The organism is Streptomyces uncialis, from assembly GCF_036250755.1.
Taxonomy (GTDB): domain Bacteria; phylum Actinomycetota; class Actinomycetes; order Streptomycetales; family Streptomycetaceae; genus Streptomyces; species Streptomyces uncialis.
Genome location: NZ_CP109583.1, coordinates 2,505,150 through 2,531,609, shown reverse-complemented (window position 1 = coordinate 2,531,609; position 26,460 = coordinate 2,505,150). Strand labels below are relative to the sequence as shown.

General features: G+C 71.5%; 25 protein-coding genes. 17 read left to right on the top strand and 8 right to left on the bottom strand.

Annotated features, from left to right (window positions below; genetic code table 11):
• Positions 1-26: 26 nt before the first annotated feature.
• Positions 27-830 carry a VOC family protein gene (locus OG711_RS10310; RefSeq protein WP_329559121.1) on the bottom strand — a complete coding sequence of 268 codons (804 nt, stop codon included), beginning with the start codon at positions 828-830 and terminating at the stop codon, positions 27-29.
• A 208-nt stretch (positions 831-1,038) separates the two neighbouring features.
• Between OG711_RS10310 and OG711_RS10305 the strand changes: the two genes are divergently transcribed.
• Positions 1,039-1,866, top strand: coding sequence for a sulfurtransferase (locus tag OG711_RS10305; protein WP_073789453.1), 828 nt, complete (start codon positions 1,039-1,041; stop codon positions 1,864-1,866).
• A 120-nt stretch (positions 1,867-1,986) separates the two neighbouring features.
• Here the strand turns inward: OG711_RS10305 and sepH are convergent, their stop codons facing one another.
• A complete protein-coding gene (gene sepH / locus OG711_RS10300; protein ID WP_073789455.1) occupies positions 1,987-3,075 on the bottom strand; it encodes a septation protein SepH in 1,089 nt (362 codons plus the stop codon).
• A 545-nt stretch (positions 3,076-3,620) separates the two neighbouring features.
• Between sepH and OG711_RS10295 the strand changes: the two genes are divergently transcribed.
• Positions 3,621-4,760, top strand: coding sequence for a hypothetical protein (locus tag OG711_RS10295; protein WP_329559120.1), 1,140 nt, complete (start codon positions 3,621-3,623; stop codon positions 4,758-4,760).
• Between the two features lie 201 nt (positions 4,761-4,961).
• On the opposite strand, the gene OG711_RS10290 is transcribed toward OG711_RS10295, so the two are convergent.
• Together OG711_RS10290 and OG711_RS10285 are read right to left on the bottom strand one after the other, a co-directional pair.
• On the bottom strand, positions 4,962-6,272 hold the full coding sequence (locus OG711_RS10290) for a D-arabinono-1,4-lactone oxidase (RefSeq protein ID WP_073789459.1): 1,311 nt from the start codon (positions 6,270-6,272) through the stop codon (positions 4,962-4,964).
• Positions 6,241-7,476: an MFS transporter gene (locus tag OG711_RS10285; RefSeq protein WP_073789462.1), complete on the bottom strand. Its 1,236-nt coding sequence runs from the start codon at positions 7,474-7,476 to the stop codon at positions 6,241-6,243. Before OG711_RS10285 ends, OG711_RS10290 begins: the two co-directional genes overlap by 32 nt.
• A 210-nt stretch (positions 7,477-7,686) precedes the next feature.
• On the opposite strand from OG711_RS10285, the gene OG711_RS10280 reads away from it, so the two are divergent.
• Entirely contained in the window at positions 7,687-8,859 is a 1,173-nt protein-coding gene (locus OG711_RS10280; protein ID WP_329559119.1) for a ferrochelatase, read from the top strand.
• Positions 8,856-9,674, top strand: coding sequence for an inositol monophosphatase family protein (locus OG711_RS10275; RefSeq protein WP_073789467.1), 819 nt, complete (start codon positions 8,856-8,858; stop codon positions 9,672-9,674). Before OG711_RS10280 ends, OG711_RS10275 begins: the two co-directional genes overlap by 4 nt.
• A gap of 264 nt (positions 9,675-9,938) precedes the next feature.
• Here the strand turns inward: OG711_RS10275 and OG711_RS10270 are convergent, their stop codons facing one another.
• Positions 9,939-10,118, bottom strand: coding sequence for a hypothetical protein (locus tag OG711_RS10270; RefSeq protein ID WP_073789469.1), 180 nt, complete (start codon positions 10,116-10,118; stop codon positions 9,939-9,941).
• Positions 10,119-10,449: 331 nt separating this feature from the next.
• Here OG711_RS10270 and OG711_RS10265 point away from each other — a divergent pair, with 331 nt between their 5' ends.
• From OG711_RS10265 to OG711_RS10250, 4 genes are all read left to right on the top strand, one after another.
• Entirely contained in the window at positions 10,450-11,103 is a 654-nt protein-coding gene (locus tag OG711_RS10265) for a response regulator transcription factor (RefSeq protein ID WP_073789471.1), read from the top strand.
• Positions 11,104-11,107: 4 nt separating this feature from the next.
• Complete coding sequence (locus OG711_RS10260) at positions 11,108-12,352, top strand: sensor histidine kinase (protein WP_073789473.1); 1,245 nt, start codon at positions 11,108-11,110, stop codon at positions 12,350-12,352.
• A 395-nt stretch (positions 12,353-12,747) separates the two neighbouring features.
• A complete protein-coding gene (locus tag OG711_RS10255; protein ID WP_073789474.1) occupies positions 12,748-13,044 on the top strand; it encodes a DUF4193 domain-containing protein in 297 nt (98 codons plus the stop codon).
• A gap of 13 nt (positions 13,045-13,057) precedes the next feature.
• The gene (locus OG711_RS10250; protein WP_073789475.1) at positions 13,058-14,050 is read left to right on the top strand and encodes a hypothetical protein; all 993 of its coding nucleotides are present in this window, start codon (positions 13,058-13,060) and stop codon (positions 14,048-14,050) included.
• 63 nt (positions 14,051-14,113) lie between these two features.
• Here the strand turns inward: OG711_RS10250 and OG711_RS10245 are convergent, their stop codons facing one another.
• Positions 14,114-14,572, bottom strand: a complete 459-nt coding sequence (locus OG711_RS10245; protein ID WP_073789476.1) for a DUF3093 domain-containing protein — start codon at positions 14,570-14,572, stop codon at positions 14,114-14,116.
• Positions 14,573-14,662: 90 nt separating this feature from the next.
• Between OG711_RS10245 and OG711_RS10240 the strand changes: the two genes are divergently transcribed.
• The 8 genes from OG711_RS10240 (at position 14,663) to OG711_RS10205 (ending at position 22,428) form a co-directional block, all read left to right on the top strand.
• The gene (locus OG711_RS10240) at positions 14,663-15,247 is read left to right on the top strand and encodes a PaaI family thioesterase (RefSeq protein ID WP_073789477.1); all 585 of its coding nucleotides are present in this window, start codon (positions 14,663-14,665) and stop codon (positions 15,245-15,247) included.
• Positions 15,244-15,786: a dUTP diphosphatase gene (gene dut / locus OG711_RS10235; RefSeq protein WP_178391050.1), complete on the top strand. Its 543-nt coding sequence runs from the start codon at positions 15,244-15,246 to the stop codon at positions 15,784-15,786. Before OG711_RS10240 ends, dut begins: the two co-directional genes overlap by 4 nt.
• Position 15,787: 1 nt before the next feature.
• Positions 15,788-16,555: a DUF3710 domain-containing protein gene (locus OG711_RS10230; protein ID WP_073789478.1), complete on the top strand. Its 768-nt coding sequence runs from the start codon at positions 15,788-15,790 to the stop codon at positions 16,553-16,555.
• Between the two features lie 328 nt (positions 16,556-16,883).
• Entirely contained in the window at positions 16,884-17,555 is a 672-nt protein-coding gene (locus OG711_RS10225) for an ABC transporter ATP-binding protein (protein ID WP_107499290.1), read from the top strand.
• 183 nt (positions 17,556-17,738) lie between these two features.
• Positions 17,739-20,282: an ATP-binding protein gene (locus OG711_RS10220; RefSeq protein ID WP_329559118.1), complete on the top strand. Its 2,544-nt coding sequence runs from the start codon at positions 17,739-17,741 to the stop codon at positions 20,280-20,282.
• A 62-nt stretch (positions 20,283-20,344) separates the two neighbouring features.
• The gene (locus OG711_RS10215; protein ID WP_073789481.1) at positions 20,345-21,028 is read left to right on the top strand and encodes a response regulator; all 684 of its coding nucleotides are present in this window, start codon (positions 20,345-20,347) and stop codon (positions 21,026-21,028) included.
• A 176-nt stretch (positions 21,029-21,204) separates the two neighbouring features.
• Positions 21,205-21,612 carry an OB-fold nucleic acid binding domain-containing protein gene (locus tag OG711_RS10210; protein WP_073789482.1) on the top strand — a complete coding sequence of 136 codons (408 nt, stop codon included), beginning with the start codon at positions 21,205-21,207 and terminating at the stop codon, positions 21,610-21,612.
• 3 nt (positions 21,613-21,615) lie between these two features.
• Complete coding sequence (locus tag OG711_RS10205; protein WP_329559117.1) at positions 21,616-22,428, top strand: DUF3159 domain-containing protein; 813 nt, start codon at positions 21,616-21,618, stop codon at positions 22,426-22,428.
• 137 nt (positions 22,429-22,565) lie between these two features.
• On the opposite strand, the gene OG711_RS10200 is transcribed toward OG711_RS10205, so the two are convergent.
• Positions 22,566-23,243, bottom strand: coding sequence for a potassium channel family protein (locus tag OG711_RS10200; protein WP_073789484.1), 678 nt, complete (start codon positions 23,241-23,243; stop codon positions 22,566-22,568).
• On the bottom strand, positions 23,243-23,911 hold the full coding sequence (locus OG711_RS10195; RefSeq protein ID WP_073789485.1) for a potassium channel family protein: 669 nt from the start codon (positions 23,909-23,911) through the stop codon (positions 23,243-23,245). Before OG711_RS10195 ends, OG711_RS10200 begins: the two co-directional genes overlap by 1 nt.
• A 411-nt stretch (positions 23,912-24,322) precedes the next feature.
• Here OG711_RS10195 and OG711_RS10190 point away from each other — a divergent pair, with 411 nt between their 5' ends.
• Positions 24,323-26,374 carry an APC family permease gene (locus OG711_RS10190; RefSeq protein ID WP_329559116.1) on the top strand — a complete coding sequence of 684 codons (2,052 nt, stop codon included), beginning with the start codon at positions 24,323-24,325 and terminating at the stop codon, positions 26,372-26,374.
• The last annotated feature ends 86 nt before the right edge of the window (positions 26,375-26,460 follow it).

The following is a 26,460-nucleotide window of genomic DNA, read 5'->3' as shown; positions in this document are numbered from 1 at the left end:
TTCGGTCGTTTCACGGACTGACCACCTCAGCCCAGCTCGACGAGGGCGAACACCGCCCCCTCGGGGTCGGCGACGGTCGCCGCCCGTCCCTGGTCGGACGCCGCGGGAGGGTGCACGACCCGGCCGCCGAGCCGGGTGACCAGCCCCACGGACGCGTCGATGTCGGTGACCCCGAACGAGGTCAGCCAGTGGGCGCCCCGGTCCCGCGGCAGGGTGCCGACACCGGTGACCGTGGCCACGGGCTTCCCGCCCAGCAGCAGGTCCAGCCGGTCGACCCCGCCCGCGGTCGGCGCGCGTTCCTCCGCGTAGCCGAACACATACCGGTAGAACGTCGCGACACTCCTGGTGTCGCGGGTGATCAGCTCGTTCCAGACGGGTGCCCCGGGCACTCCTGACACGGCCGCGCCCAGATGGGCCGCTCCCTGCCAGATCCCGAACACCGCGCCCGCCGGGTCCGACGCGATGGCCAGCCGTCCCGCGTCCGCCGCGTCCAGCGGTCCGACGGCCACCGTGCCGCCGCACACCCGCACGGTGTCGGCGGTCCGGTCCACCCGGTCCGACGCCAGATACGGTGTCCACGCCACCTGAAGACGGGCACCGCCCGGCAGTTGCCCTATTCCGGCGACCTCCTGTCCGTCCAGCAGGGCCCTCACATAGGGGCCCAGCTGCTCTGGGCCGGGACGGAACTCCCAGCCGAACAACGCTTGGTAGAACTCCTGGGTCGCGGTCATGCCGTGCGCCATCAGACTCACCCAGCAGGGTGTGCCGGGAGCGCGCCGGACCTGTTCCGCGCCGTCCCGTCGGCCGGCTTCCTGCCGTGCCTCGGTCATCGTCGGTCTCTCCTTGGTCTGCCGGTCGCCGTCGCCATGGAGTGGTCGTCGAGCGACCTCACTCGGTCATTTCTGCGCCGTGGGGCAGTCAATGCCGATCATTTGTACACCGGGTACGCAGCCCCGTACAGCGAGTGCTCAGCCACGCCCGGCCCACTATGCCAGCCGCGGACGGCCGCGTCGGCCGCCCGTGCGCCAGGATGGGGCCATGAATGCCATCATCTCCGCATCCGAACTCGCGAGCGACCTGACGGGCCCGCGTCCGCCGGTGGTGCTCGACGTCCGCTGGCAGCTCGGCGGCCCCTCGCTGCGGTCCGCCTACGAGCAGGCGCATGTACCGGGTGCCGTGTTCGTCGACCTGGACGCCGATCTGGCGGGTCCCGCCGGCGCGGGCGGCCGCCATCCGCTGCCGGACGTGGCGGAGTTCGGCGCGGCGATGCGCGCGGCGGGGGTCGACGCCGACCGGGACGTGGTCACGTACGACGGCGGTCAGGGCTGGGCCGCGGCGCGCGCCTGGTGGCTGCTGCGCTGGACCGGACACCCCTCGGTCCGGGTCCTGGACGGTGGTCTGGCGGCCTGGGAGGGCCCGCTGGAGGCAGGAGAGCCGGAACCGGAGCCGGGGAGCTTCCGGCCCGCGCCGGGCGCCCTCCCGCTGCTTGACGCCGACGGCGCCGCGGCGCTGGCCCGCACCGGGCTGCTGCTCGACGCGCGGGCGGGGGAGCGCTACCGGGGCGAGGTCGAACCGATCGACCGCGTCGGCGGTCATATCCCGGGCGCGGTGTCCGCCCCCACGAGCGACAACGTCACCGCGGACGGCCGCTTCCGCTCCGCCGGTGAACTGACCGGGCGGTTCGGGTCGCTGGGCGTGTCGGAGGGACGCCGGGTCGGGGTGTACTGCGGGTCGGGGGTCTCCGGGGCGCACCAGGTGCTGGCCCTCGCGGTCGCGGGTGTCCCGGCGGCCCTGTACGTGGGCTCCTGGTCGGAGTGGTCGTCGGACGGTTCCCGTCCGGTGGCGACGGGTCCGGAACCCCAGTAGCCGATGGCGGGATGAGGGGCGGTCACCGGGGGTGGCCGCCCCGCGCGCGTGGAGCGTGTCCGCCGCGCCACCCGGCCGGGCGGCGCGGCGGACACGGATCGTGCAGGTCGGGACGCGGGGTCAGTCGGGCTTCTTACGGCGGGTGCCGAAGACGATCTCGTCCCAGCTGGGCACCGCCGCGCGGCGGCCCGGCCGGACGCCGTCCGCCTCCGCCTGCCGGTCGGTGGCCCCGACCAGCCGGTCCCGGTGGCTCGTGACGGCACGCGGCATCAGGACATCGGCGTAGGCGGACCCGGCCCCGGCGGAGGCCGCCGGGGCGGGCGGCTCCTCGGCCTCGGGGTCGGCCTCGGGCTCGTCGGCCTGGTGCTCGGCGGTGGCCGCCGGGGGGCGTTCCGGTACGACCATGTCGCCGCGGAAGCTCGGGACGGCCTCCAGCAGGCTGGTGAGCGAGTCACGGTTCTGCTCGGCGGTGATCTCGTCGGACTCCCCGGGCGGCAGTCCCGCGCGGTCCGTCTGCCGGTCCAGGGCGCGGTCCATCGACCGGTCGCGGGGCAGCCGGGCGATGCGGGGGACGAACGGGAAGCTCGGCTCGGGCGCCGCCATGTCGTCGGTCTCGCCGATCAGCGAGCGCGCCTCTTCGTCGACGGCCTGCACCAGACGGCGCGGCGGGTCGTACGTCCAGCTCGCGGCGTGCGGTTCACCGGCCACGCGGTAGACGAGCAGCACCTCCCAGGTGCCGTCGTCGCGGCGCCAGGAGTCCCACTGGACGGTGTCCTTCTCGGCACCGCGCAGCACCAGGCGCTCCTGGACGGCCTCACCGAGCTGGGGTCCGGCGTTCTCCCCGGGGCGGCGTACCGGTGTCTTGCGCGCCCGCTCGGCCATGAAGGCACGCTCGGCCAGGACGGGGCCTTCGAAGCGGCGGACCCGGTCGACGGGGATACCGGCGAGCGAGGCGACCTCTTCGGCGCTGGCGCCAGCGCGTATACGGGCCTGGATGTCACGGGGCCTGAGGTGGCTCTCCACCTCGATCTCGATCTGGCCGAGGCGGGGTCGGTCGCCACGTACGGCGGCACGGAGACGTTCGTCGATCGGAAGCGTGTACTCCGTGCTGTCCGCAGCCTTCAGCACCAGCCGTGTGCCGTCATTGGAGACGGCCACGACACGCAGTTCGGGCATGGGGACCTCCCGGGTGGTGCCTGCCGACGTCACGTGCGTCGCTGCTTCCGCTAGTCGAGTGTGGCCTGCCCGGGTGCGGCCTGCCACAACCTTGCCGAGATGATTCGGCGTGTCGGGCGAGGGCCCGGGGCCGCCGTTATGACACGGTGACCTGATCGCAACGCTAAGTGACCGTGATGGTCGCCCTGTGCAACGAGTCCCCTCCCGGGTGGGTCTGGAAGGCTCCGGGCACCCCTGTGGGGGACCGGACCCAGGGCTCGCAACAGTACTCCATTCGGGCCACCCGGGGAGACCGGCACGCCGCCGAAGTTCTCGTGGAGGGCGGGAGTTGATGCGCGCGCGAGCCGCCTTCCCGGGCCGGAACACGCCGCTGAGCTCGACGGATCGACGTGGCAAGCTTCACGTAATCCCCCTAAACGGAACTAATCACTTCGTGTGTACGTCCCTTTCTCGTGCAAGACGTCGAGAAAGGCAGGCTGGGTACGGAGATGCGTGAGAAGCCGGATACCGGCAGGCGGTCACAGGGAGACGAAGGGAGCCGAGCGCGCCGGCCGACGCGCACAGCGGAAGATCACCCGGTGCCGACAGGCTCCGGGGTGACGGAAGCCGCGAACGCGGAGAGTGACGGCAGGAAGCGGCTGGACCTGAGTGTTCCTCAGGTCGCGGGCAGCGCGGTCGCCGCGGTGGTGGCCGCCAAACTCGCCTCCAACGTCGGTGTCTACGGCACGATCATCGGCGCGGGACTGGTGAGCATCGTCGCCACCTGCGGAGGTTCGGTCTTCCAGCACTTCTTCGCGCGCACCGGTGAACGGGTGCGTGGCGCGGCCGTCCAGTCGATGCCGAGGGCACGTCAGGTCCCGTTCCCCGGCGGTCCGGAGGGTGTGCCCGGCGATCCCGAACCGACCCGTGTCATCGACACCCGCGACCCGGCGCGTGCCCAGGTCCCCGATCCGGCCCGCACCCAACTGCTCGCCGCCGTGGACCCGGAGGCCACCGCACGGTTCGGCACGGCCGGCCCCGGTCACCCACCCGCGGGGGACACACCCACGCGTCTGCTCGGCACGGTGCGCCCGTCCCACCCGCACGGCGACCGGGCGGACCGCGGTGGCGGTCCGTATGGCCCGCACGACGGGGACGGTGTCGGCGGTGACGAGTACGAGGAGTACGGCGAAAGCACGGTGCACCGCGCGCGTACCCGCCGCTGGAAGCGGCCCCTGATCGCCGCCGCGGTGGTCTTCGGCGTGACCATGGGCGGTATCACCACCTATGAACTCGTCTCGGGGGAGACCTTCAGCGGCGGGGGCAAGGGCACCACCATCGGAGAGGCGGTCACAGGCGACAGCGGTCGCGGCGCACGCCCCGACGACCCGGCGCCCGCGCCCGAGGCGCCCGCCGAGGAGCCGTCAGGCAGCCCCGGCCAGGACAGCACGGACGGCGGGGAGGACACCGACCGGGACGGCGACGGCGGTACCGACCCGACCGCACCGACACCCGAGGACGACCCGGGGACCGGCGGGCAGCAGAGCGAGCGGCCGTCGGACGAGCCCAGCACCGAACCGGAGCCCAGCACCGGCCAGGACGGCGGCCCGGGCACCGCGACCCCGCCCGGCACCGGCACCGGGAGCACCCCGCCCCCCGCGCCGACCCCGTCGCCCTCGACGGGCGGCCCCACACAGTCCGTCCCCGAGCAGCGCCAGGGCACCACACCTTCGCCCTGACGGACCGGGAACCGACGGACCCTGGAACCCAAGGACCCAAGAAGCCGACGGATCCGGGAGGTCGGCGTACCCAGGAGGTCGGCGGCCACGGGAGCCGATGGACCCAGGAGGTCGGCGGACCCGGGAACCGGCGGACCCGGGAACGACGACGCCCTCCCCGCGCGCGGGGAGGGCGTTCGCCGCTCCGGTCGCGCCGGGTGCTCAGTCGCCCAGGACCCGCCGCAGATAGTCGTTGCCGAACCGCCGCTCGGGGTCGAGCCGGTCGCGTACCGCGGTGAACTCACCGAAGCGCGGGTAGACCTCGGAGAGGTACTCCGCGCCCTGGGTGTGGATCTTGCCCCAGTGGGGGCGGCCCCCATGGGCCGTGAAGACACGTTCCGCGGCGGTGAAGTACGCCTGGTAGGGGGTGCCCCGGTACATATGGACGGCGATGTACGCGGTGTCCCGCGCGGACGCCGTGGACAGCGGGATGTCGTCGGCGGGCGCGGTACGCACCTCCACCGGGAAGCTCACCCGCAGCCCGGACCGCTCGACCATGGTCCGCAGTTCGAGCAGCGCGCTCACCAGCGCCTCGCGGGGGACGGCGTACTCCATCTCCATGAAGCGCACCCGGCGCGGGCTGGTGAAGACCTTGTACGGGATGTCCGTGTAGGTGCGGGCCGACAGGGCGCGGCTGGAGACCTTCGCGATGGCCGGTATCGCGGCGGGTATCACGCGTCCCACGCTGTTGACGGCCTGGAAGAGGCCGTTGGAGAGCAGCTCGTCCTCGATCCAGCCGCTCACCGGCGGGACCGGCCGGGCGGGACCCGCGCTGCGGTTGTTGCGCTTGGTGCTGCAATTCGCGGTGTGCGGGAACCAGTAGAACTCGAAGTGCTCGTTCTCCGCGACCAGCGCGTCGAAGTCGGAGGTGACCCGGTCGAAGGACATCGGCTCCTCCCGCGCGGTGAGCAGGAAGACCGGCTCCACCGCGAACGTGATCGCCGTGATCACCCCGAGCGCGCCCAGTCCGATGCGGGCGGCGGCGAAGACCTCCGGGTTCTCCTGCTCGGAACAGGTGAGCACCGACCCGTCGGCGGTGACCAGTTCGATGCCGCGGATCAGGGCGGACGTCGACGCGGAGTCCCGGCCGGTGCCGTGGGTGCCGGTGCTGGTGGCGCCCGCGACGGTCTGCACCATGATGTCGCCCATGTTCGTGAGCGAGAGCCCCTCGCGCGCGAGGGCGAGGTTCAGGCGCGCCAGTGGGGTGCCCGCCTCCACGGTGACCGTCATGGCGGCGCGGTCGATCCGGCGGATCCCCGTGAGCAGACGGGGACGGATCAGCAGTCCGTCCGTGACGGCGGCCGCCGTGAACGAGTGCCCCGTACCGACGGCCTTGATCCGCAGACCGTCCTCGGCGGCCTCGCGTACGGCGTCGGCGAGTTCGTCCACCGAGGCGGGAGTGACCTCCCGCGCCGGCCGGGCCGTGACGTTCCCGGCCCAGTTACGCCACGCGCCGCTCTTCCCGTTCGCCATCTCCGAGGGCCCCTCCCCGCTGTGGAGCCGGCTGCTTCAGCCGGCGGTATCCCAGGAACCCGACGATCACCACGACGGCACCGGAGATCCCCGGCACCACGTACCCGGCCTCGGCGCCCCGCGCGTCGATCACCCAGCCCGACGCCGACGAGCCGAGCGCGATACCGACCGCGAGCCCCGTGCTGACCCAGGTCATGCCCTCGGTCAGCTTGGCGCGCGGCACGTGCTGTTCGACCAGGGCCATCGTCGTGATCATCGTCGGAGCTATCGCCAGCCCCGCGACGAACAGCGCCACGGCCAGGACCGGCAGGTTCCCTACCAGTTGAAGCGGGATCATACTCACGCCCATGGCACACACACCCAGCAGCCATCTGCGCGAAGGGTCGCCGGTGAAGCGCACCAGACCGAACAGGACCCCGGCGAGACAGGAACCGGCGGCGTACAGCGCGAGCACGACACTCGCCAGCGCCTTGTGGCCCTCCTCGTCCGCGTAGGCCACGGTCACCACGTCCACGGCCCCGAAGATGGCCCCGGTGCCCACGAACGTCGCCACCAGTACCTGGAGCCCGGGGGAGCGCATCGCGGAGCCCTTGGTGTGGTGCTCGCGGGACTGGGGGACCGGCTCGGTGGCCCGCAGCGAGGTCAGCCAGAAGACGCCCACCGCGAGGAACACGGCCGCGAGCAGCGGGCCCGCCTCCGGGAACCACACCGTGGAGAGCCCGATGGAGATGATCGGGCCGAAGATGAAGCACGCCTCGTCGATCACCGACTCCAGGGAGTACGCGGTGTGCAGCTGCGGGGTGTCGCGGTACAGCACCGCCCACCGCGCGCGGGTCATCGAGCCGATGCTCGGGGTGAAGCCGATCAGTGCCGAGAACGCGAAGAGCGTCCAGTCCGGCAGCGACATCGACGCCGACAGCAGCAGCCCCGTGGCGGCCACCAGGGTCACCAGCGTCGCCGGACGCAGCACCCGCCGCTGACCGTGCCGGTCGACGAGCCGGGAGACCTGCGGACCGATCACGGCCGCCGACAGCGCGATGGTGGCCGACAGGGCGCCCGCGAGACCGTAGCGGCCGGTGAGCTGGGAGACCATCGTCACCACGCCGATGCCCATCATCGACAGCGGCAGCCGCCCGATGAAGCCCGCGGCCGAGAAGGCCTTGGTGCCGGGGCTGGCGAAGATCACGCGATACGGGCTGGGCACGGCACGCTCCGTTGCGGGCCCGCGACGGAGCCGGTCAGGCATATGGATGGCATATACAGCTTACGTGGCGGCCCGACCGCCCACGGCACCGCGTGGACGGGCGCACCACAGGGTGGACGGGCGGCCGCGAACCGGCCGCACCCCGGGGACGGACACCTCACGCGTATGGCCGTTTCGGTGCTCCCGGTACGGAGTGGCAGGATCGAAGACATGCCCGACGCGCTCGATCCCACACCGTACGACGCCCTGCTGCTGCTGTCCTTCGGCGGTCCCGAGGGCCCCGACGACGTGCTCCCGTTCCTGGAGAACGTGACCCGGGGCCGCGGTATCCCTAAGGAGCGGCTGAAGGAGGTGGGGCAGCACTACTTCCTGTTCGGCGGCGTCAGCCCGATCAACGACCAGAACCGCGAACTGCTCGGCGCCCTCCGAGAGGACTTCGCCGACCACGGCCTGGACCTCCCCGTGTACTGGGGCAACCGCAACTGGGCGCCGTATCTGACGGACACCCTCCGCGAGCTGGTCCAGGACGGCCGCCGGCGCGTGCTGGTCCTGGCGACCAGCGCCTACGCCTCGTACTCCGGCTGCCGCCAGTACCGCGAGGACCTGGCGGGCGCCCTGGCGACCCTGGCCGACGAGGGCCTTCCGCTGCCGGGCGTCGACAAGCTGCGGCACTACTTCAACCACCCCGGCTTCGTACAGCCCATGATCGACGGAGTCCTCGCGGCCCTCGACGACCTGCCCGCGGACGTGCGCGCGGGCGCCCGGCTCGCCTTCACCACCCACTCCATCCCGGACGCCTCGGCCGACACCTCGGGGCCGGTGGGGGAGCACGGCGACGGCGGGGCCTATGTGGCCCAGCACCTCGACGTGGCCCGGCTGATCGCCGACGCCGTGCGCGAGCGCACCGGGGTGGACCACCCCTGGAGCCTCGTGTACCAGTCACGCTCCGGCGCCCCGCACATCCCCTGGCTGGAACCGGACATCTGCGACCACCTGGAGGAGCTGCACGCCGCCGGGGCGCCCGCGGCGGTGATGGTCCCCATCGGGTTCGTCTCGGACCATATGGAGGTCCTCTACGACCTCGACACCGAGGCCACCGCCAAGGCCGCCGAACTGGGCCTGCCGGTCCGCCGCTCGGCCACCGTCGGCGCCGACCCCCGGTTCGTCGCCGGGGTCCGGGAGCTGGTGCTGGAGCGGGCCGCGACGGAGCGCGGCCGGCCGGTGGAGCGCTGCGCCCTCGGCGCCCTGGGACCCAGCCACGACCTGTGCCCCGTCGGCTGCTGTCCGGCGCGGGCCCCCAAGGCGGCGGCGGCCGGCGCCGACAGCCCCTACGACCAGCGGCGGGGCGAGGGCCGGGGCCGCGAGAAGGAGACGACACCGTGAACGAGCGCGTACGAGCCACCGACGAGCTGACGGCCGAGCTGCTGGACGTGGCCCTGGAGGCCGCCCGCCTCGCGGGTGACCTGCTGCGGGACACCCGGCCCGCCGATCTGGGGGTGGCCGCGACCAAGACCAGCGCCGTCGACGTCGTCACCGAGATGGATCTCGCCTCCGAGAAGCTGATCACCGGGCTGCTGGCCGAGCGCAGGCCGGACGACGGCGTGCTCGGGGAGGAGGGCGCCGACCGTACGGGCACCTCCGGCGTGCAGTGGGTGATCGACCCGCTCGACGGCACCGTGAACTATCTGTACGGGCTGCCCAGCTGGTCGGTGTCCATCGCCGCCCGCAAGGACGGCGAGACCCTGGTGGGGGTGGTCCGGGCCCCGATGCGCGGCGAGACCTGCCGGGCGGTCCTCGGCGGCGGGGCCTTCGTCAACGACGAGCCCGCGCGTACCCGCCCCGCACCCCCGTTCGAGAGGGCCCTGGTGGGCACGGGTTTCGGCTATCTCGCCGAGCGGCGCGAACAGCAGGCCGAGGTGGTGCGCCGGCTCATTCCGAAGGTGCGGGACATCCGCCGCGGCGGATCGGCCGCGATCGACCTCTGCGACGTGGCGACGGGACGACTCGACGCCTACTACGAGCGCGGCCTGAACCCGTGGGACCTGGCGGCGGGCGATCTGATCGCACGGGAGGCGGGCGCCCTGACCGGCGGCCGTCCCGGTGAGCCTCCGTCCGGTGACCTGGTGGTCGCGGCCCCGGCCGGTCTCTTCGCACTCCTCCAGACCCGACTGGACGAGCTGGGCGCCTGGCACGACTGACCGGGACCCCCTCCCGGACCCCCCATGGGCCTGTACGGCGCGTACAGGCTGTACGGGCCCGAAGGGCACCCGCATGGCCCCGGCAGGGCCGCACGAACGGAGCAGGGCCCGGCGAAGCCGCCGGGCCCTGCGCCTCACGTGTGCTGTGTCCGCCGTCCCCGGAGACCGTCCAGGGTTCTCCCGTGGCGCGGACGCGGGTACGGCCGCCGGCCGTGTGCCTGCTCCCATGGGCACCGCCGCGCGGACGGCTCCCACGGTGGTGGCTCAGACTCGCGCGCCGCCGAGTTCGACCTGGACGCCGTGCTCGGCGGCCAGACGGCGGAGATCGTCCAGCTCGGACTGCTCCACCTCGACAAGGAATTCGTCGCCGGTCTCGCGGGCCCGGGTCAGGTCGGACTCGGTCGCCCTTATGCGCTGCACGAGTCCTGCGGTGAATGCGTCCATGGTTGCGCCCCCTCGTCCTGGGTCGTGGGTCGATGGCACGGGGGTGTGCCCTGGGAAGGGGCGATCACGACTGTCGCAGCTCTGCGGAAAGCTGTTCATGGCGTGCCATATGCACAGTGTGATCGCGGGTGTGTGGTCGTCCTCCCCCCACGCTCTTCCACGGAAACCTGAACCCCGCGAGAAAATCCCCCATTCCCGGGCCCTTCCACAGGCCGTTCCCGCCTTACAGCCGGTTTATGACCGAAAGAGGCAGGATGGAGCCCCACCCCACGATTTTCATGTCGCCCGTCCGCGCCCGCGAGCGCGCGGGCGCCTAAGGAAGGACTACGACGTGCGCGTACTCGTCGTCGAGGACGAGCAGCTTCTCGCCGATGCGGTGGCCACCGGGCTGCGCCGGGAGGCCATGGCCGTCGACGTCGTCTACGACGGCGCCGCGGCCCTGGAGCGGATCGGTGTGAACGACTACGACGTCGTCGTCCTCGACCGCGACCTCCCGCTCGTCCACGGTGACGACGTCTGCCGCAGGATCGTCGAGCTCGGCATGCCGACCCGGGTCCTGATGCTCACCGCCTCCGGCGATGTGAGCGACCGGGTCGAGGGGCTGGAGATCGGCGCCGACGACTATCTGCCCAAGCCGTTCGCCTTCAGCGAGCTGATCGCGCGGGTACGCGCGCTCGGACGGCGCACCAGTGTGCCGCTGCCGCCCGTCCTGGAGCGCGCGGGCATCAAGCTGGACCCCAACCGCCGCGAGGTCTTCCGCGACGGCAAGGAGGTGCAGCTCGCCCCCAAGGAGTTCGCCGTCCTGGAGGTCCTGCTGCGCAGCGAGGGCGCGGTCGTCTCGGCGGAGCAACTGCTGGAGAAGGCGTGGGACGAGAACACCGACCCGTTCACCAATGTCGTCCGGGTCACCGTGATGACGCTGCGCCGCAAGCTCGGTGAGCCCGCCGTGATCATCACCGTCCCCGGCTCCGGCTACCGGATCTGAGCACATGGCCGCTACACCGCCGCCGCCCACGGCGCCCCCGAAACCCACCTGGGACCCGGCACGTCCCGAGCCGCCCTTCCCCTGGCTGCGCCCGACCATCCGGATACGGCTCACGCTGCTGTACGGCGGCATGTTCCTGATCGCGGGCATCCTGCTGCTGTCGATCATCTACCTGCTGGCGGCCCAGGCCATCGGGGTCGGCAACAAGATGCCGTTCACGATCGTCTCCGGCGAGCTCCAGGTCTCCAGCCAGAGCTGTCCCGACCTCGCCGACACCCCGCGCACCCAGGACGCGATCAACGACGCCCTGGCGCAGTGCCTGAACCACCGCCGTCAGCAGGCCCTGGACGAACTCCTCAGCCGTTCCCTGATGGCACTTCTCGGCCTCAGCGTCATCGCCTTCGCCTTCGGGTACGCGATGGCCGGCCGGGTCCTGTCGCCGCTCGGCCGCATCACGCGCACCGCGCGCCAGGTGGCCGGTTCCGATCTGACCCGGCGGATCGAGCTCGACGGCCCGGACGACGAGCTCAAGGAGCTCGCGGACACCTTCGACGACATGCTGGAGCGCCTTCAGCGGGCCTTCACGGCCCAGCAGCGCTTCGTCGGCAATGCCTCGCACGAACTGCGCACGCCCCTCGCGATCAACCGCACCCTGCTGGAGGTCCATCTCTCCGACCCCGAGGCGCCGCCCGAGCTGCACCAGCTCGGCAAGACGCTGCTGGCCACCAATGAGCGCAGTGAGCAGCTGGTGGAGGGGTTGCTGCTGCTCGCCCGCAGTGACAACCAGATCGTGGAGCGCAAGCCGGTGGACCTCGCCGAGGTCGCCTCCCGCGCCATCGACCAGGCGCACGGCGAGGCCCAGCAGAAGGGCGTGGAGATCCGCGGGGAGCGCGCGCCCGCGGTGGTCCAGGGCAACGGCGTGCTGCTGGAGCGCATCGCGCTGAACCTCGTGCAGAACGCCGTCCGCTACAACGTCCCCGAGGACGGCTGGGTCGAGGTGACCACGGAGGTCCAGCACGGACAGGCGGTCCTCGTGGTGTCGAACACCGGCCCGGTGGTCCCCGCGTACGAGATCGACAACCTTTTCGAGCCATTCCGCAGACTGCGTACCGAGCGGACCAACAGCGACAAGGGTGTGGGTCTCGGTCTTTCCATCGCCAGGTCGGTGGCCCGGGCGCATCGCGGCCGTATCATCGCGGAGCCGCGGGAAGGGGGAGGGCTCGTGATGCGTGTCACGCTCCCGATCTGACACACTGCCCTCCGACACGCAGGGGATGTTCGCTTTACGCGGAATTTTCGGGACCTGTTCCCGGGAAATCCGTGTGTGATCGATCACAAGAGCGAGAATCCCGTTTTCTACTCTCTGTGATCGGTGAAGCCGCTGACGGGCCTGGAAAGTCCGGGTTTTCAGGGGTCCTGATCACGGGAAGTACACGGGGTGGCGCCCGTGAGGTGCGCCATCAGGACCGGATAGGGTCCCGATCGCCATCCACGCGGATCACCCCAGGGGGGTCCGTTCGGGTGTCGATTGAGTAACAGACCTTGATGTGAGGCAAAATCTCCGCCTCAGGTCGGGCACAAGTCCGGCCTCTCACGCGTTACGTGCGCTGAGACACCCGCAGACACCCAGAGGGGGAGAGCGATATGGCAACGGATTACGACACCCCACGCAAGACCGATGACGATCTCAACGAGGACAGCCTCGAAGAGCTGAAGTCCCGGCGCAACGACAAGTCGGCGTCGACCGTCGATGTCGACGAGTTCGAGGCCGCGGAAGGATTGGAGCTCCCGGGAGCAGACCTCTCGAACGAGGAGCTGGCCGTCAGGGTCATGCCCAAGCAGGCGGACGAGTTCACCTGCATGAGCTGCTTCCTGGTCCACCACCGCAGTCAGCTGGCCAGGGAGAAGAACGGCCAGCCCATCTGCCGCGACTGCGACTGAGGAGGGGTCGGCCGTGACTGGCTCGACCCCACCCCGGAAGCGCCGCTTCCTGAAGCGGGGAGCGGACACAGGACCGTCCGACGGCGCGCGTGACCACGAGCGGGGCCACCCGGCCTCGCTCGAAGCGCGCGACGATCGGGACGGTTCCCCGGGGCAGGCAGGGGTCATACGAGGGGCGGACGCAGAACAGTCCGGAACGGCGGCATGGGCGGACGCCCTGCTGGCCGCCGGGGCGGTTGTGCCGTCCGACCCGCACAGCGGGCCGCCAGGGCCCGCCAAAGGCCGCGTGGCGGCCGTCCGGGACGGCGTACGCGACGGCGTCCGCAAGAGCGGCAGCCGGGCCAAGGCGGGCCTGGCGTTCCTCGCCGACCGGATCATCGAGAACGCGCCACGGGTACCCGTCCGCGATCTTGAGACCTTGCGCGCCCAGTTCCCCGGCCTCACGCCGGAGCAGCTGGCCGACAAGCTCGTCTCCGGCGCGGCGAACGCCACCTCGACGGTCGGTGCCGGGGTCGGCGCCGCCGCGATGATGCCCGTCCCGCCCGCCATGCCCGCGGAGATGGCCGCCGAGATCACCGGCGTCGCCGCGATCGAACTGAAACTCATCGCCGAGCTGTACGAGGTGTACGGCCGGCGCCCGCCCGGTGGCGTCAAGGAACGCACCACCGTGTACCTCGCCACCTGGTCGCAGGAGCGGGGCATCGACGTGACCAAGCCGTCGACGGTCAACGCCGCTCTCGGCGTGCACATGAAACGCGAGCTGCGTCAGCAGATCATGAAGCGGATGGTGCGCAATCTGCCGAACCTGATGCCGTTCATGGTCGGCGCGGCCGTCGGTGCCGTGATGAACCGGCGGGACACCAGGAAGCTCGCCACCCGTATCCGGGCCGATCTGCGCAAACAGCAGATCCCGTGGAGAGAGCTGACCGACCTGCCGCGGCTGCCCGCGCGCGGGCGGCGGGGCGAGCTGGAGGACGACCCGGGCCGCCGCGAGATCGAGGGCTGAGCCCCGCGGGAGCGGGCGCCCGGGGTCCGGACAGGACCCCGGACCGGCTGACGGGGTACGGGATCAGACCGTACGGGCGGCCGTCAGCGCCTTCGCCAGAGCCTCCGGATCACGTGTGGAGACATACACGTACGGTGTCGGGTCCTCCGGGTCCGTGACCGGCACCCGCAGCGCCGTCGGGATGTAGCTCCGCAGCAGCATGTGCGCGCGCGGGTCCGCCCGATGGGAACGCCAGGCGCGGGCCTCCTCCGCGTCCAGCGGCTGCGGTTCCCCGAGCGCCGACAGCGGGATACGCGCGTCACCGATCACCAGCGACCCCGCCACGACCCTGATCCGGACCGAGCCGTACGAACCGGCCAGCAGCCCCACGGCCGCCGTACCGCCGACCAGACCGCCCAGCATCGGCAGGGTGCCGAGCGGCAGCAGGATCAGCGCCATCGAGACCCCCGCCAGCACCGCGACCACCCACCACGAACGGGGCGTGGTGAGACGTTCTTCGTAAGGGGGTGCGGAAAGCTCCATGCACGCAAGCTTGGCACGCTGCGCGGGGCCCGCCAGGAGCGGGGCCCGCCCGTCCGGGGACGGCCGCGCGGACGGGTAAGGTCTGCGCCTGTGAGTGGTACTTCTACGGTCCTGACGCCCCCGGCGGACGCCACGGCGCCGGTGCGGCATCCCGACGCCCCCGCGCCCGGCGAACTCCTCGGCTCCCACTACGACCAGTGCTTCGGCTGCGGCGGGGAGCAACCCCACGGACTGCACCTCGCGACCCGTGCCCGCGACGGTGTCCGGGTCACGGCCGAGTTCACCGTACGGCCCGCCCACCAGGGCGCCCCCGGGCTCGCGCACGGCGGGGTCCTCGCCACCGCGCTCGACGAGACCCTCGGCTCGCTGAGCTGGCTGCTGCGGGTCATCGCCGTCACCGGCCGGCTGGAGACCGACTACGTCCTGCCCGTGCCGGTCGACACCGTCCTGCACCTCGACGCCGAGGCCACCGCCGTGGCCGGCCGGAAGATCTACTGCCGCGCCACCGGCCGGATCGGCGGTCCCGACGGCCCCGTCGCCGTACGCGCCGAGGCCCTCTTCATCGAGGTCAAGGTCGACCACTTCATCGACAACGGCCGCCCGGAGGAGATCCGGGCCGCCATGAACGATCCCGACAGCGTCCGGCGCGTGCGCGCCTTCGAGGTGAACCCATGATCGGCACCGAGGGTGTGACGCGCCCCGAACTCCCTGTGATGCTGCGGCGCATCGACCCCGACGTACCCCTCCCGTCGTACGCGCGGCCCGGTGACGCCGGGGCCGATCTGCGGACCACCGAGGCATGCGAACTCGCCCCCGGTGAACGGGCCGTGCTGCCGACCGGGGTGGCCATCGCCCTGCCCGAGGGGTACGCCGCCTTCGTGCACCCGCGCTCCGGACTGGCCGCCCGCTGCGGTGTCGCCCTGGTGAATGCCCCAGGGACGGTTGATGCCGGGTACCGTGGGGAGATCAAGGTGATCGTGGTGAATCTCGACCCGCGCGAGAATGTGCGGTTCGAACGATTCGACCGGATCGCTCAACTGGTTGTCCAGCAGATCGAGAGGGTCCGCTTCCAAGAGGTCGCGGAGCTTCCCGCTTCGGCACGGGCCGAGGGGGGCTTCGGCTCCACCGGGGGCCACGCCTCGGTGGGCGGCGCAGGCGGGCCCGTGGGTGGGAATCAATACGCATCGGTCGGAACCGACCGGGAAGGACATTGACGTGTTCGGACGTCGCAAGAAGATGAGCTCCGCCGAGGACGCGGCGGACGCGGCGGACGCGGCGGGCGAGGCCGAGCAGGTCGTCGACGCCGACGCGGCGGACGAGGCGGAGCGCGTACGGCTGGAGCCGGAGCCGCGCCCCGACGGACCTTGGGACAGCACCGAGGTCGGCGAGCCCGGCGAGGGCCGGGTCGACCTGGGCGGGCTCTTCGTGCCCGGGGTCGAGGGCATGGAGCTGCGGGTCGAGGTCGCCGGTGACGCGATCGTCGCCGCCACCGTCGTGCTCAAGGACAGCGCCATCCAGCTCCAGGGCTTCGCCGCCCCCAAGCGTGAGGGCATCTGGGGCGAGGTACGCGAGGAGATCGCCTCCGGGATCACCCAGCAGGGTGGCGTGATCGACGAGGTCGAGGGGCCGCTCGGCTGGGAGCTGCGGGCCCAGGTGCCCGTACAGCTGCCCGACGGCACCGGCGGCTTCCAGGTCGTCCGCTTCGTCGGTATCGACGGGCCGCGCTGGTTCCTGCGGGGAGTCATCTCCGGTCAGGGCGCCGTGCAGCCGCAGGCCGCGGGACTGCTGGAGCAGATCTTCCGGGACACCGTGGTGGTGCGCGGTGACGGCCCGATGGCGCCCCGTGACCCGATCGTCCTCCAGCTGCCCAACAACGCGCAGATGGTGCCCGAAGGGGTGCAGCAGGAGGACCAGGCCAACAGCCGGTTCTCCGGCGGAATGGGACAGCTGGCCCGGGGCCCGGAGATCACCGAGATCCGCTAGACCCCTGACATCGGGCCTGTGCCCCGCCGGAAGCCGCTGCGCTCCTTTGGCGGGGCACAGCTCTGTCCGGGGGCGGGCCCGGTGCGGGGCGCCCCCGCTCGTGCGCCTGGTCCGCGGGCCCGGCCGTGCACGTTCCCGCACGGGTTCCGTGGGCGCCGCACGACGGTGCGACCGCCGGTCCGCCGACCGCCGGGGCTCGCGTCACGGGGTGGGCGGGGGATACTGTCGGCTGATCGAACGCGGGGTCCGGGGAGGGGCTGTGGTGCAGGGAGTCGGTGGGCTCAGCGGTACGGCGGTGGCCCCGGGCGGGCCGGACACCGGCGGCCCCATGCTGCGGGTGGACAACCTGCACCGTTCGTACGGCACCGGAGCGGCCGCCGTCCACGCGCTGCGCGGGGTGTCCTTCAGCGTGCCGCGCGGTGAGCTGGTCGCGCTCAAGGGCCGTTCCGGATCGGGGAAGACCACCCTGCTCAACCTGGTCGGCGGTCTCGACACCCCCGACCAGGGCTCCGTCCGGGTCGACGGCCACGACCTCGCGGAGCTCGGTGAGAACGAGCTCCTGGAGCTGCGCCGCGACCGGGTCGGATTCATCTTCCAGTCCTTCGGGCTGATCCCGATCCTCAGCGCCGCCGAGAACGTCGGGGTACCGCTGCGGTTGCGCAAGGCCGACCCCAAGGAGCGCGACGAACGCGTCTCCCTGCTGCTCTCGCTCGTCGGGCTCGCGGACCACGCTCTCCAGCGGCCCGGGGAGCTCTCCGGCGGACAGCGCCAGCGCGTCGCCATCGCCCGCGCGCTCGCCAACCAGCCGTCCCTGATCATCGCGGACGAGCCCACCGGCCAGCTCGACGCCGAGACCGGGCACGCCGTCATGGAACTGCTGCGCGCGGTCGTCCGCAGCGAGGGCGTCACCGCCCTGGTGGCCACCCATGACACGGCCCTCCTCGACCTCGCGGACCGGGTCCTGGAGCTCAGCGACGGGGAGATCACCGAGGCCGTCTGACCGGCCCGGTACGTCCCCCTGCCCCTGCGTGACCAGCACCTCCTCTCTCCGTGCACACCCGTATCAGGGTTGCGTCAAGGACCCCACCCGATCGATCACACGTCCGATTTGTCGGACTTCATGGCTGTACCGTCGGAGCGCGGCCGACGCCGTGTGCGGTCATGAGTGGAAGACAATGGGGCCATGGGACGCGGCAAGCTTCGGATCTATCTCGGTGCGGCGCCGGGTGTGGGCAAGACGTACGCGATGTTGTCGGAGGCGCATCGTCGGGTGGAGCGGGGTACGGACTGTGTGGTGGGTTTTGTGGAGCATCACGGCCGCCCGCGTACGGAGGTGATGCTGCACGGCCTGGAGGAGGTGGGGCGTCGGGAGCTGGTGTACCGGGGTGCGGTGTTCACGGAGATGGATGTGGACGCGGTGCTGGCGCGGGGTCCTGCGGTGGTGCTGGTGGACGAGTTGGCGCATTCGAATGTGCCGGGTTCGCGGAACGGCAAGCGGTGGCAGGACGTGGCGGAGTTGCTGGCCGCGGGTATTGATGTGGTGTCGACGGTGAACATCCAGCATCTGGAGTCGTTGGGTGATGTGGTGGAGTCGATCACGGGGGTGCGGCAGCGGGAGACGGTGCCTGATGAGGTGGTGCGGCGGGCGGATCAGATCGAGTTGGTGGACATGTCGCCGCAGGCGTTGCGGCGTCGGATGGCGCACGGGAACATCTACAAGTCGGACAAGGTCGACGCGGCGTTGTCGAACTACTTCCGGCCGGGGAACCTGACGGCGTTGCGTGAGCTGGCGCTGCTGTGGGTCGCGGACCGGGTCGACGAATACCTCCAGGCATACCGGGGCGAGCACAACATCCGCACCACCTGGCAGGCGCGCGAGCGGATCGTGGTCGGTATCACGGGCGGTCCGGAGGGCCGGACGTTGATACGGCGTGCCGCGCGGCTCGCCGAGAAGGGCGCGGGCGGAGAGGTGCTCGCCGTCTACATCTCCCGCAGCGACGGCCTCACCGCCGCCTCCCCGAAGGAACTCGCCGTCCAGCGCACCCTCGTGGAGGACATGGGCGGCACCTTCCACCACGTCATAGGGGACGACATCCCCTCCGCGCTGCTGGAGTTCGCGCGCGGGGTCAACGCCACCCAGATCGTGCTCGGGTCCTCCCGCCGCAAGGCATGGCAGTACGTGTTCGGCCCCGGGGTCGGGGCGACCGTCGCCCGGGAGTCCGGACCCGACCTCGACGTGCACATCGTCACCCACGAGGAAGCCGCGAAGGGCCGCGGACTGCCCGTCGCCCGGGGCGCCCGGCTCGGCCGCCCGCGGATCATCTGGGGCTGGCTCGTCGGGGTCGCCGGGCCGGTCGTCCTCGCGCTGACGCTGTCCAATGTCGACGCCGACCTCGGTCTCGCCAACGACATGCTGCTGTTCCTGTCGCTGACGGTCGCCGCTGCCCTGCTCGGCGGACTCCTCCCGGCACTGGCGTCCGCCGCCTTCGGGTCCTTCCTGCTCAACTGGTTCTTCACCCCGCCGCTGCACCGCGTCACCATCGCGGACCCCAAGAACATCGTCGCCATCGTGATCTTCGTCGGGGTCGCGGTGGCGGTGGCGTCGGTGGTGGATCTCGCGGCGCGGCGCACCCATCAGGCGGCGCGGCTGCGCGCCGAGTCGGAGATCCTGTCCTTCCTCGCGGGCAGTGTGCTGCGCGGCGAGACCACCCTCGACGCACTGCTGGAGCGGGTGCGGGAGACGTTCGCGATGGAGTCGGTGGCCCTGCTGGAACGCGCCGGGGACGGCGAGCCGTGGACCTGCGCGGGCAGCGTCGGCCCGGCGCCGGTGGAACGGCCCGAGGACGCCGACGTCGACATGCCGGTCGGCGACCATATGGCGCTCGCGCTCTCCGGACGGGTGCTGCCCGCCGAGGACCGCCGGGTCCTCGCCGCGTTCGCCGCCCAGGCGGCCGTGGTCCTCGACCGCCAGCGCCTCCAGCAGGAGGCCGAACGCGCCCGCACCCTCGCGGAGGGCAACCGCATCCGCACCGCGCTGCTCGCCGCCGTCAGCCACGATCTGCGCACCCCGCTCGCCGCGATCAAGGCCGCCGTGTCCTCCCTCCGGTCCGACGACGTGGCCTGGTCCGACGACGACGAGGCCGAGCTGCTGGCCGCGATCGAGGAGGGCGCCGACCGGCTCGACAACCTTGTCGGCAACCTCCTCGACATGTCCCGCCTCCAGACCGGCACCGTCCAGCCGCTGATCCGCGAGATCGACCTGGACGAAGTGGTGCCGATGGCCCTCGGCGGAGTCCCCGAGGACAGCGTCGGCCTGGACATCCCCGAGAGTCTGCCGATGGTCCGCGTCGATCCGGGGCTGCTGGAACGCGCCGTCGCCAACATCGTCGAGAATGCCGTCAAGTACAGCCCCGAGGGCCAGCGGGTCCTCGTGGCCGCGAGCACGCTCGGCGACCGGGTCGAACTGCGCGTGGTCGACCGGGGCCCCGGCGTCCCCGACGACGCCAAGGACCGTATCTTCGAGCCCTTCCAGCGCTATGGTGACGCCCCGCGCGGTGCCGGCGTCGGACTCGGGCTCGCCGTCGCCCGTGGCTTCGCCGAGGCCATGAGCGGCACCCTCGCCGCCGAGGACACCCCCGGCGGCGGCCTCACCATGGTCCTCACGCTCACCGCGGCCGCCGGCCGCGCCCGCCCGCGCGCCGAACTGTCCGCCCAGGTCACCTCATGACCGCGTACTCCTGCCGGACCGGGGACGTCCCGGGCCCCGGACAACCAGAAAGGCAGGCGCCCATGACCCGGGTGCTCGTGGTCGACGACGAACCCCAGATCGTCCGCGCGCTCGTGATCAACCTCAAGGCACGGAAGTACGAGGTGGACGCCGCCCCCGACGGGGCCACCGCGCTCCAGCTCGCCGCCGCCCGCCATCCCGATGTCGTGGTGCTCGATCTCGGGCTGCCGGACATGGACGGCGTCGAGGTGATCAAGGGCCTGCGGGGCTGGACCCGCGTCCCCATCCTGGTGCTGTCCGCGCGCCACAGCTCCGACGAGAAGGTCGAGGCGCTCGACGCGGGCGCCGACGACTACGTCACCAAACCGTTCGGCATGGACGAGCTGCTGGCACGGCTGCGGGCCGCCGTGCGACGGGCCGAGCCGACGGGCGGCGGTGAGGACGACGTGATCGTCGACACCGCCGACTTCACCGTCGACCTCGCCGCCAAGAAGGTCAACCGCGGCGGCCGTGACGTACGGCTCACGCCCACCGAATGGCATCTGCTGGAGGTGCTGGTCCGCAACACGGGGCGGCTCGTCAGCCAGAAGCAGCTGCTCCAGGAGGTGTGGGGGCCGTCCTACGGCACCGAGACCAACTATCTGCGGGTCTACATGGCCCAGCTGCGGCGGAAGCTGGAGTCCGACCCCTCGCACCCCCGGCACTTCATCACCGAGCCGGGCATGGGGTACCGCTTCGAACGGTGACGCCGCCCCGGTGACCCCGCCGAGGTGACCCCGCGGTGACGGCGCGTGTCACGGTGACCTAGGAATATCCGCGTGCGCGGTGCGCTGGTGGCGGGCGGGACGGGCGCCGTGGCCGTCCGCGAGCACGGCGGTCCCTGGCCGGGCCGGGTACCGGCGCGCCCCGGTACCCTTCGGGTATGAGCGCTGTCCCACGTTCCGAGAAGCCGACGGGCCGGTTCCGGCGCATGCTCGACCGGCTGGCCGACATATCGGCGTCCCAGGAGGACATCGAGTCGGAGGAGCTGCGCGAGGACACCGAGACGGCCGGGTGCGTCCGGATCGGCGACTGCCGCGACCGCGAGGTCGTCACCGTTACTGGTACCTTGCGCACGGTCACTCTGCGCCCCCGGGCGGGAGTACCCGCCCTGGAGGCCGAGCTGTTCGACGGTTCGGCCGCGCTCGACGTGGTGTGGCTCGGCCGGCGCTCCATCGTCGGGATCGAACCGGGCCGCAAACTGATCGCGTCCGGCCGGATCGCGATGAGCCACGGCCGCCGGGTGCTGTTCAACCCCAAGTACGAACTCCGACCCCTTGGACGGGAGTAGCCGGTGACGTCCCTCGACAAGCCGACCGACCACCGGAACGCAGACCCGGACGGCACCGGTCCCACGGCCGGGGACGGCGCCACGGGCGGTGACTCCAGAGCCGTGACCGAGGCGGCGCTCTTCGAAGCGTTCGGCGGGGTGCGCGGGATGGTCGAGACGGTCCTCCCCGGACTGCTCTTCGTCACCATCTACACGATCAACAAGGATCTGCACATCTCCGCGATCGCGGCGCTCGCCGTGTCGCTGCTGCTGGTCGTGGTGCGCATCGCCATGAAGGACACCGTCAAGCACGCCTTCAGCGGTGTCTTCGGGGTCGCCTTCGGTGTGGTCTTCGCGATGATGACCGGCAACGCCAAGGACTTCTACCTCCCGGGCATGCTCTACACGCTGGGCCTCGGCCTCGCCTACATCATCACCACGCTCGCGGGCGTCCCCCTGATCGGACTGGTCCTCGGCCCGGTCTTCAAGGAGAACCTCTCCTGGCGCACCCGCAACCCCGGCCGCAAGAAGGCGTACGCCAAGGCCAGCTACGCGTGGGGCGCGATCCTGCTCGCCAAGTGCGCGATCCTCTTCCCGCTGTACCTGTGGGCCGACACCACCCAGCTCGGCTGGGTCCTCGTCGCGCTGAAGATCCCGCCGTTCCTGCTCGCGGTCTGGCTCACCTGGGTGTTCCTGGCCAAGGCCCCGCCGCCCATCGACGTCTTCGCGGAGCTGGAGGCGCAGGAGGAGCGCGAGAAGGCCGAGAAGGCCGAAAAGGCCGAGAAGGCGGCGCGTGCCGCCGCCCCGGCCGGGGACGACCCCGGCCACCGGACGTGACCCCGGTGGTGCGCACGGCCCGTGCGTGACGTAAGCGCGACAGTCCGCGCGTGACGTAGGTGCCTGAGAGCGTGAGAGAGGGGGCGCCCGGAGTGATCCGGGCGCCCCCTCTCGTCGTTCCTCCGGGGCGCGGTACCTCAGTCGTCCTCGGGTCCGCGGCGGACCGACAACAGGTCCTCCAACTGCTCCTCGCGGGCCTGCGCCGCGACGAACAGCAGCTCGTCGCCCGCCTCCAGCGAGTCCTCCCGGGTCGGAGCCAGTACCCGGGTGCCCCGGATGATCGTGACGAGGGAGGTGTCCTGCGGCCACGCCACGTCACCGACCCGGGTGCCCGCGAGCGCGGACTCCGGCGGCAGCGTCAGCTCGACGAGGTTGGCGTCGCCATGGCTGAAGCGCAGCAGCCTGACCAGATCACCGACGCTCACCGCCTCCTCGACCAGGGCCGACATCAGCCGCGGTGTCGACACGGCGACATCGACACCCCAGGACTCGTTGAACAGCCACTCGTTCTTGGGGTTGTTCACCCGGGCGACCACCCGGGGAACGCCGTACTCCGTCTTCGCGAGCAGCGAGACGACCAGGTTGACCTTGTCGTCACCGGTCGCCGCGATGACCACGTTGCAGCGCTGGAGCGCCGCCTCGTCCAGCGAGGTGATCTCGCAGGCGTCGGCGAGCAGCCACTCGGCCTGCGGGACGCGCTCGACGGAGATCGCCGTGGGCGCCTTGTCGATCAGCAGGATCTCGTGACCGTTCTCCAGCAGCTCACCGGCGATGGAACGGCCCACCGCGCCGGCTCCCGCAATGGCGACCCTCATCACTGACCGCCTTCCTCGGGGCCCTCCGCGAACGCGGCCTCGACCTTCTCGACATCGTCCGAACGCATCATCACGTGCACCAGATCGCCTTCCTGGAGCACGGTCTGCGAGGTCGGCAGGATCGCCTCGCCCAAACGGGTGAGGAACGCGACCCGTACCCCTGTCTCGTCCTGGAGGCGGCTGATCTTGTGGCCCACCCACGCGGTGGTGGTGTGCACCTCGGCGAGCTGGACACCGCCCGTCGGGTCCCGCCACAGCGGCTCGGAGCCGGACGGCAGCAGCCGGCGCAGCATCTGGTCGGCGGTCCAGCGGACGGTGGCGACCGTCGGGATGCCCAGCCGCTGGTAGACCTCGGCGCGCCGGGGGTCGTAGATACGGGCCGCCACATGCTCGATCCCGAACATCTCGCGGGCCACCCGGGCCGCGATGATGTTGGAGTTGTCGCCGCTGGAGACGGCGGCGAACGCGCCCGCCTCCTCGATCCCGGCCTCCCGCAGGGTGTCCTGGTCGAAGCCGATACCCGTGACGCGCCGGCCGCCGAACCCGGAGCCCAGACGCCGGAAGGCGGTGGGGTCCTGGTCGATCACGGCGACCGTGTGGCCCTGCTGCTCCAGGGTCTGGGCGAGAGCGGAGCCCACTCTGCCGCAGCCCATGATGACGATGTGCACGACCGTCCTTCCGGCTGTCGATATGTCGTTGACGTGGATCTCGTCGGCGCCACCGCCCGGCCGCTCCGCCGTGGAGGAACCGTTCGGTGTCGTTGGTTTGGTTGACGTCGTGGTGGACGCCGGCGTTGTCCGGCGTCGGTGGCGGACACGGTGTCGCGGCGGACCGCGATGCCGTCGGGGTCGGTCGGGGTCAGGAGAGGGCCGGGCCTGCGGACTTGACCCGGGCTTTACCAAGTCCCCCCTGATCGTGACGACTCAGGCTTAACAGGGTCTCAGACCGGGGCCCAAGCTACACACGCGCGGTCGGGGGACGGCACCCGCCCGCACCGCCGGGAACGGCATCCGATCGTCACCATGACTTCTGGGGTGGTGGGTGGGCGGCCCCCCGTTCGAACGCTTACGATCCCTTGCGTGTCCAAACTGACCGACGTGCCCAAACGGATCCTCATCGGGCGCGCCCTGCGCAGTGACCGGCTCGGTGAGACGCTCCTGCCGAAGCGCATCGCTCTCCCTGTCTTCGCGTCCGACCCGCTCTCCTCGGTGGCGTACGCGCCCGGTGAGGTGCTGCTGGTGCTCTCCATCGCGGGCGTGTCGGCCTACCACTTCAGCCCCTGGATCGCCCTCGCCGTCGTCGTCCTGATGTTCACGGTGGTGGCCTCGTACCGTCAGAACGTGCACGCCTACCCCAGCGGCGGCGGCGACTACGAGGTGGCGACCACCAACCTCGGTCCCAAGGCGGGCCTCACCGTCGCCAGCGCCCTGCTGGTCGACTACGTGCTCACCGTCGCCGTGTCCATCTCCTCGGGGGTCGAGAACCTCGGCTCCGCGATCCCGTTCGTGGTCGAGAACAAGGTCCTCGTCGCGGTCACCATCATCGTGCTGCTCACCGTGATGAACCTGCGCGGGGTGCGGGAGTCCGGGAAGCTCTTCGCGATCCCCACCTATGTCTTCGTCACCGGGGTCTTCCTGATGATCGCCTGGGGCGCGTTCCGCGGGCTGGTCCTCGACGACACGCTGAAGGCGCCCACCGCCGACTTCGAGATCCAGGCCGAGCACCAGGGGCTCGCGGGATTCGCCCTGGTCTTCCTGCTGCTGCGGGCCTTCTCCTCGGGTTGTGCGGCGCTCACCGGTGTCGAGGCCATCAGCAACGGCGTCCCCGCCTTCCGCAAGCCGAAGTCCCGCAACGCCGCGAACACCCTGGCGCTGATGGGACTGCTCGCCGTCACCATGTTCTGCGGGATCATCGGCCTCGCCATGGCCTCCGACGTCCGGATGGCCGAGAACCCGGCCAAGGACCTCGTCCACGACGGCGCCCCGGTCGGGGACGGCTATGTCCAGGACCCGGTGATCTCCCAGGTGGCGGCGGCGGTCTTCGGGGACGGCACCTTCCTGTTCGTGGTCCTCGCCGCGGCCACCGCGCTGGTGCTGTTCCTCGCGGCCAACACGGCGTACAACGGCTTCCCGCTGCTCGGCTCGATCCTCGCCCAGGACCGCTATCTGCCGCGCCAGCTCCACACCCGCGGCGACCGGCTCGCCTTCTCCAACGGCATCGTCGTCCTCGCGGGCGCCGCGACCCTGCTCGTGGTGATCTACGGAGCCGACTCGACCCGGCTGATCCAGCTCTACATCGTCGGGGTCTTCGTCTCCTTCACCCTGAGCCAGACCGGCATGGTCCGGCACTGGAACCGCCATCTGCGCACCGAGAACGACCTGGCCAAGCGCCGCCATATGAAGCGCTCCCGGGCGATCAACGCCTTCGGCGCGTTCTTCACCGGCCTGGTGCTCGTGGTCGTCCTGGTCACCAAGTTCACGCACGGCGCGTGGGTCGCGCTGCTCGGCATGGTCATCTTCTACGCGACGATGACCGCGATCCGCCGCCACTATGACCGGGTCGCGGAGGAGATCAGCGCCCCCGAGGAACCGACCGACGACGTGGTCCGCCCGTCCCGGGTGCACTCCATCGTCCTGGTCTCCAAGCTCCACCGCCCCACCCTGCGGGCCCTCTCCTACGCCAAGCTCATGCGCTCCGACACCCTGGAGGCACTGAGCGTCAACGTCGACCCGGAGGAGACCCGCGCCCTCAAGGAGGAGTGGGACCGGCGCGCCATAGACGTCCCGCTCAAGGTCCTCGACTCGCCGTACCGCGAGATCACCCGCCCGATCATCGAGTACGTGAAGAACCTGCGCCACGAGTCCCCGCGCGAGGCCGTCAGCGTGATCATCCCCGAGTACGTGGTGGGCCACTGGTACGAGCACCTGCTGCACAACCAGAGCGCGCTGCGGCTCAAGGGCCGGCTGCTGTTCACCCCCGGGGTGATGGTGACCTCGGTGCCGTACCAGCTGGAGTCCTCCGAGGCGGCCAAGAAGCGGGCCCGCCGCCGCCAGGAGTGGAGCGCGCCGGGAGCGGTGCGCCGGGGCCCGGTGGAGAAGCGGTCACCGAAGGAGCCCACGGCGAAGAAGTGAGGTTCCCCGCCGCCGCGGCCCGCCCCGGGTCCGAGGTGGTGAGCGGTCGGACGGCGCCCACGTAGACTGGTGGGCTGTTGTCCGGC

Coding starts and splice junctions, on each gene's coding strand:
- OG711_RS10310 (WP_329559121.1), bottom strand. CDS start 830: ATGACCGAGGCACGGCAGGAAGCCGGCCGACGGGACGGCGCGGAACAG.
- OG711_RS10305 (WP_073789453.1), top strand. CDS start 1,039: ATGAATGCCATCATCTCCGCATCCGAACTCGCGAGCGACCTGACGGGC.
- OG711_RS10290 (WP_073789459.1), bottom strand. CDS start 6,272: ATGGCGAACGGGAAGAGCGGCGCGTGGCGTAACTGGGCCGGGAACGTC.
- OG711_RS10280 (WP_329559119.1), top strand. CDS start 7,687: ATGCCCGACGCGCTCGATCCCACACCGTACGACGCCCTGCTGCTGCTG.
- OG711_RS10270 (WP_073789469.1), bottom strand. CDS start 10,118: ATGGACGCATTCACCGCAGGACTCGTGCAGCGCATAAGGGCGACCGAG.
- OG711_RS10260 (WP_073789473.1), top strand. CDS start 11,108: ATGGCCGCTACACCGCCGCCGCCCACGGCGCCCCCGAAACCCACCTGG.
- OG711_RS10255 (WP_073789474.1), top strand. CDS start 12,748: ATGGCAACGGATTACGACACCCCACGCAAGACCGATGACGATCTCAAC.
- OG711_RS10245 (WP_073789476.1), bottom strand. CDS start 14,572: ATGGAGCTTTCCGCACCCCCTTACGAAGAACGTCTCACCACGCCCCGT.
- dut (WP_178391050.1), top strand. CDS start 15,244: ATGATCGGCACCGAGGGTGTGACGCGCCCCGAACTCCCTGTGATGCTG.
- OG711_RS10225 (WP_107499290.1), top strand. CDS start 16,884: ATGCTGCGGGTGGACAACCTGCACCGTTCGTACGGCACCGGAGCGGCC.
- OG711_RS10220 (WP_329559118.1), top strand. CDS start 17,739: ATGGGACGCGGCAAGCTTCGGATCTATCTCGGTGCGGCGCCGGGTGTG.
- OG711_RS10215 (WP_073789481.1), top strand. CDS start 20,345: ATGACCCGGGTGCTCGTGGTCGACGACGAACCCCAGATCGTCCGCGCG.
- OG711_RS10210 (WP_073789482.1), top strand. CDS start 21,205: ATGAGCGCTGTCCCACGTTCCGAGAAGCCGACGGGCCGGTTCCGGCGC.
- OG711_RS10200 (WP_073789484.1), bottom strand. CDS start 23,243: ATGAGGGTCGCCATTGCGGGAGCCGGCGCGGTGGGCCGTTCCATCGCC.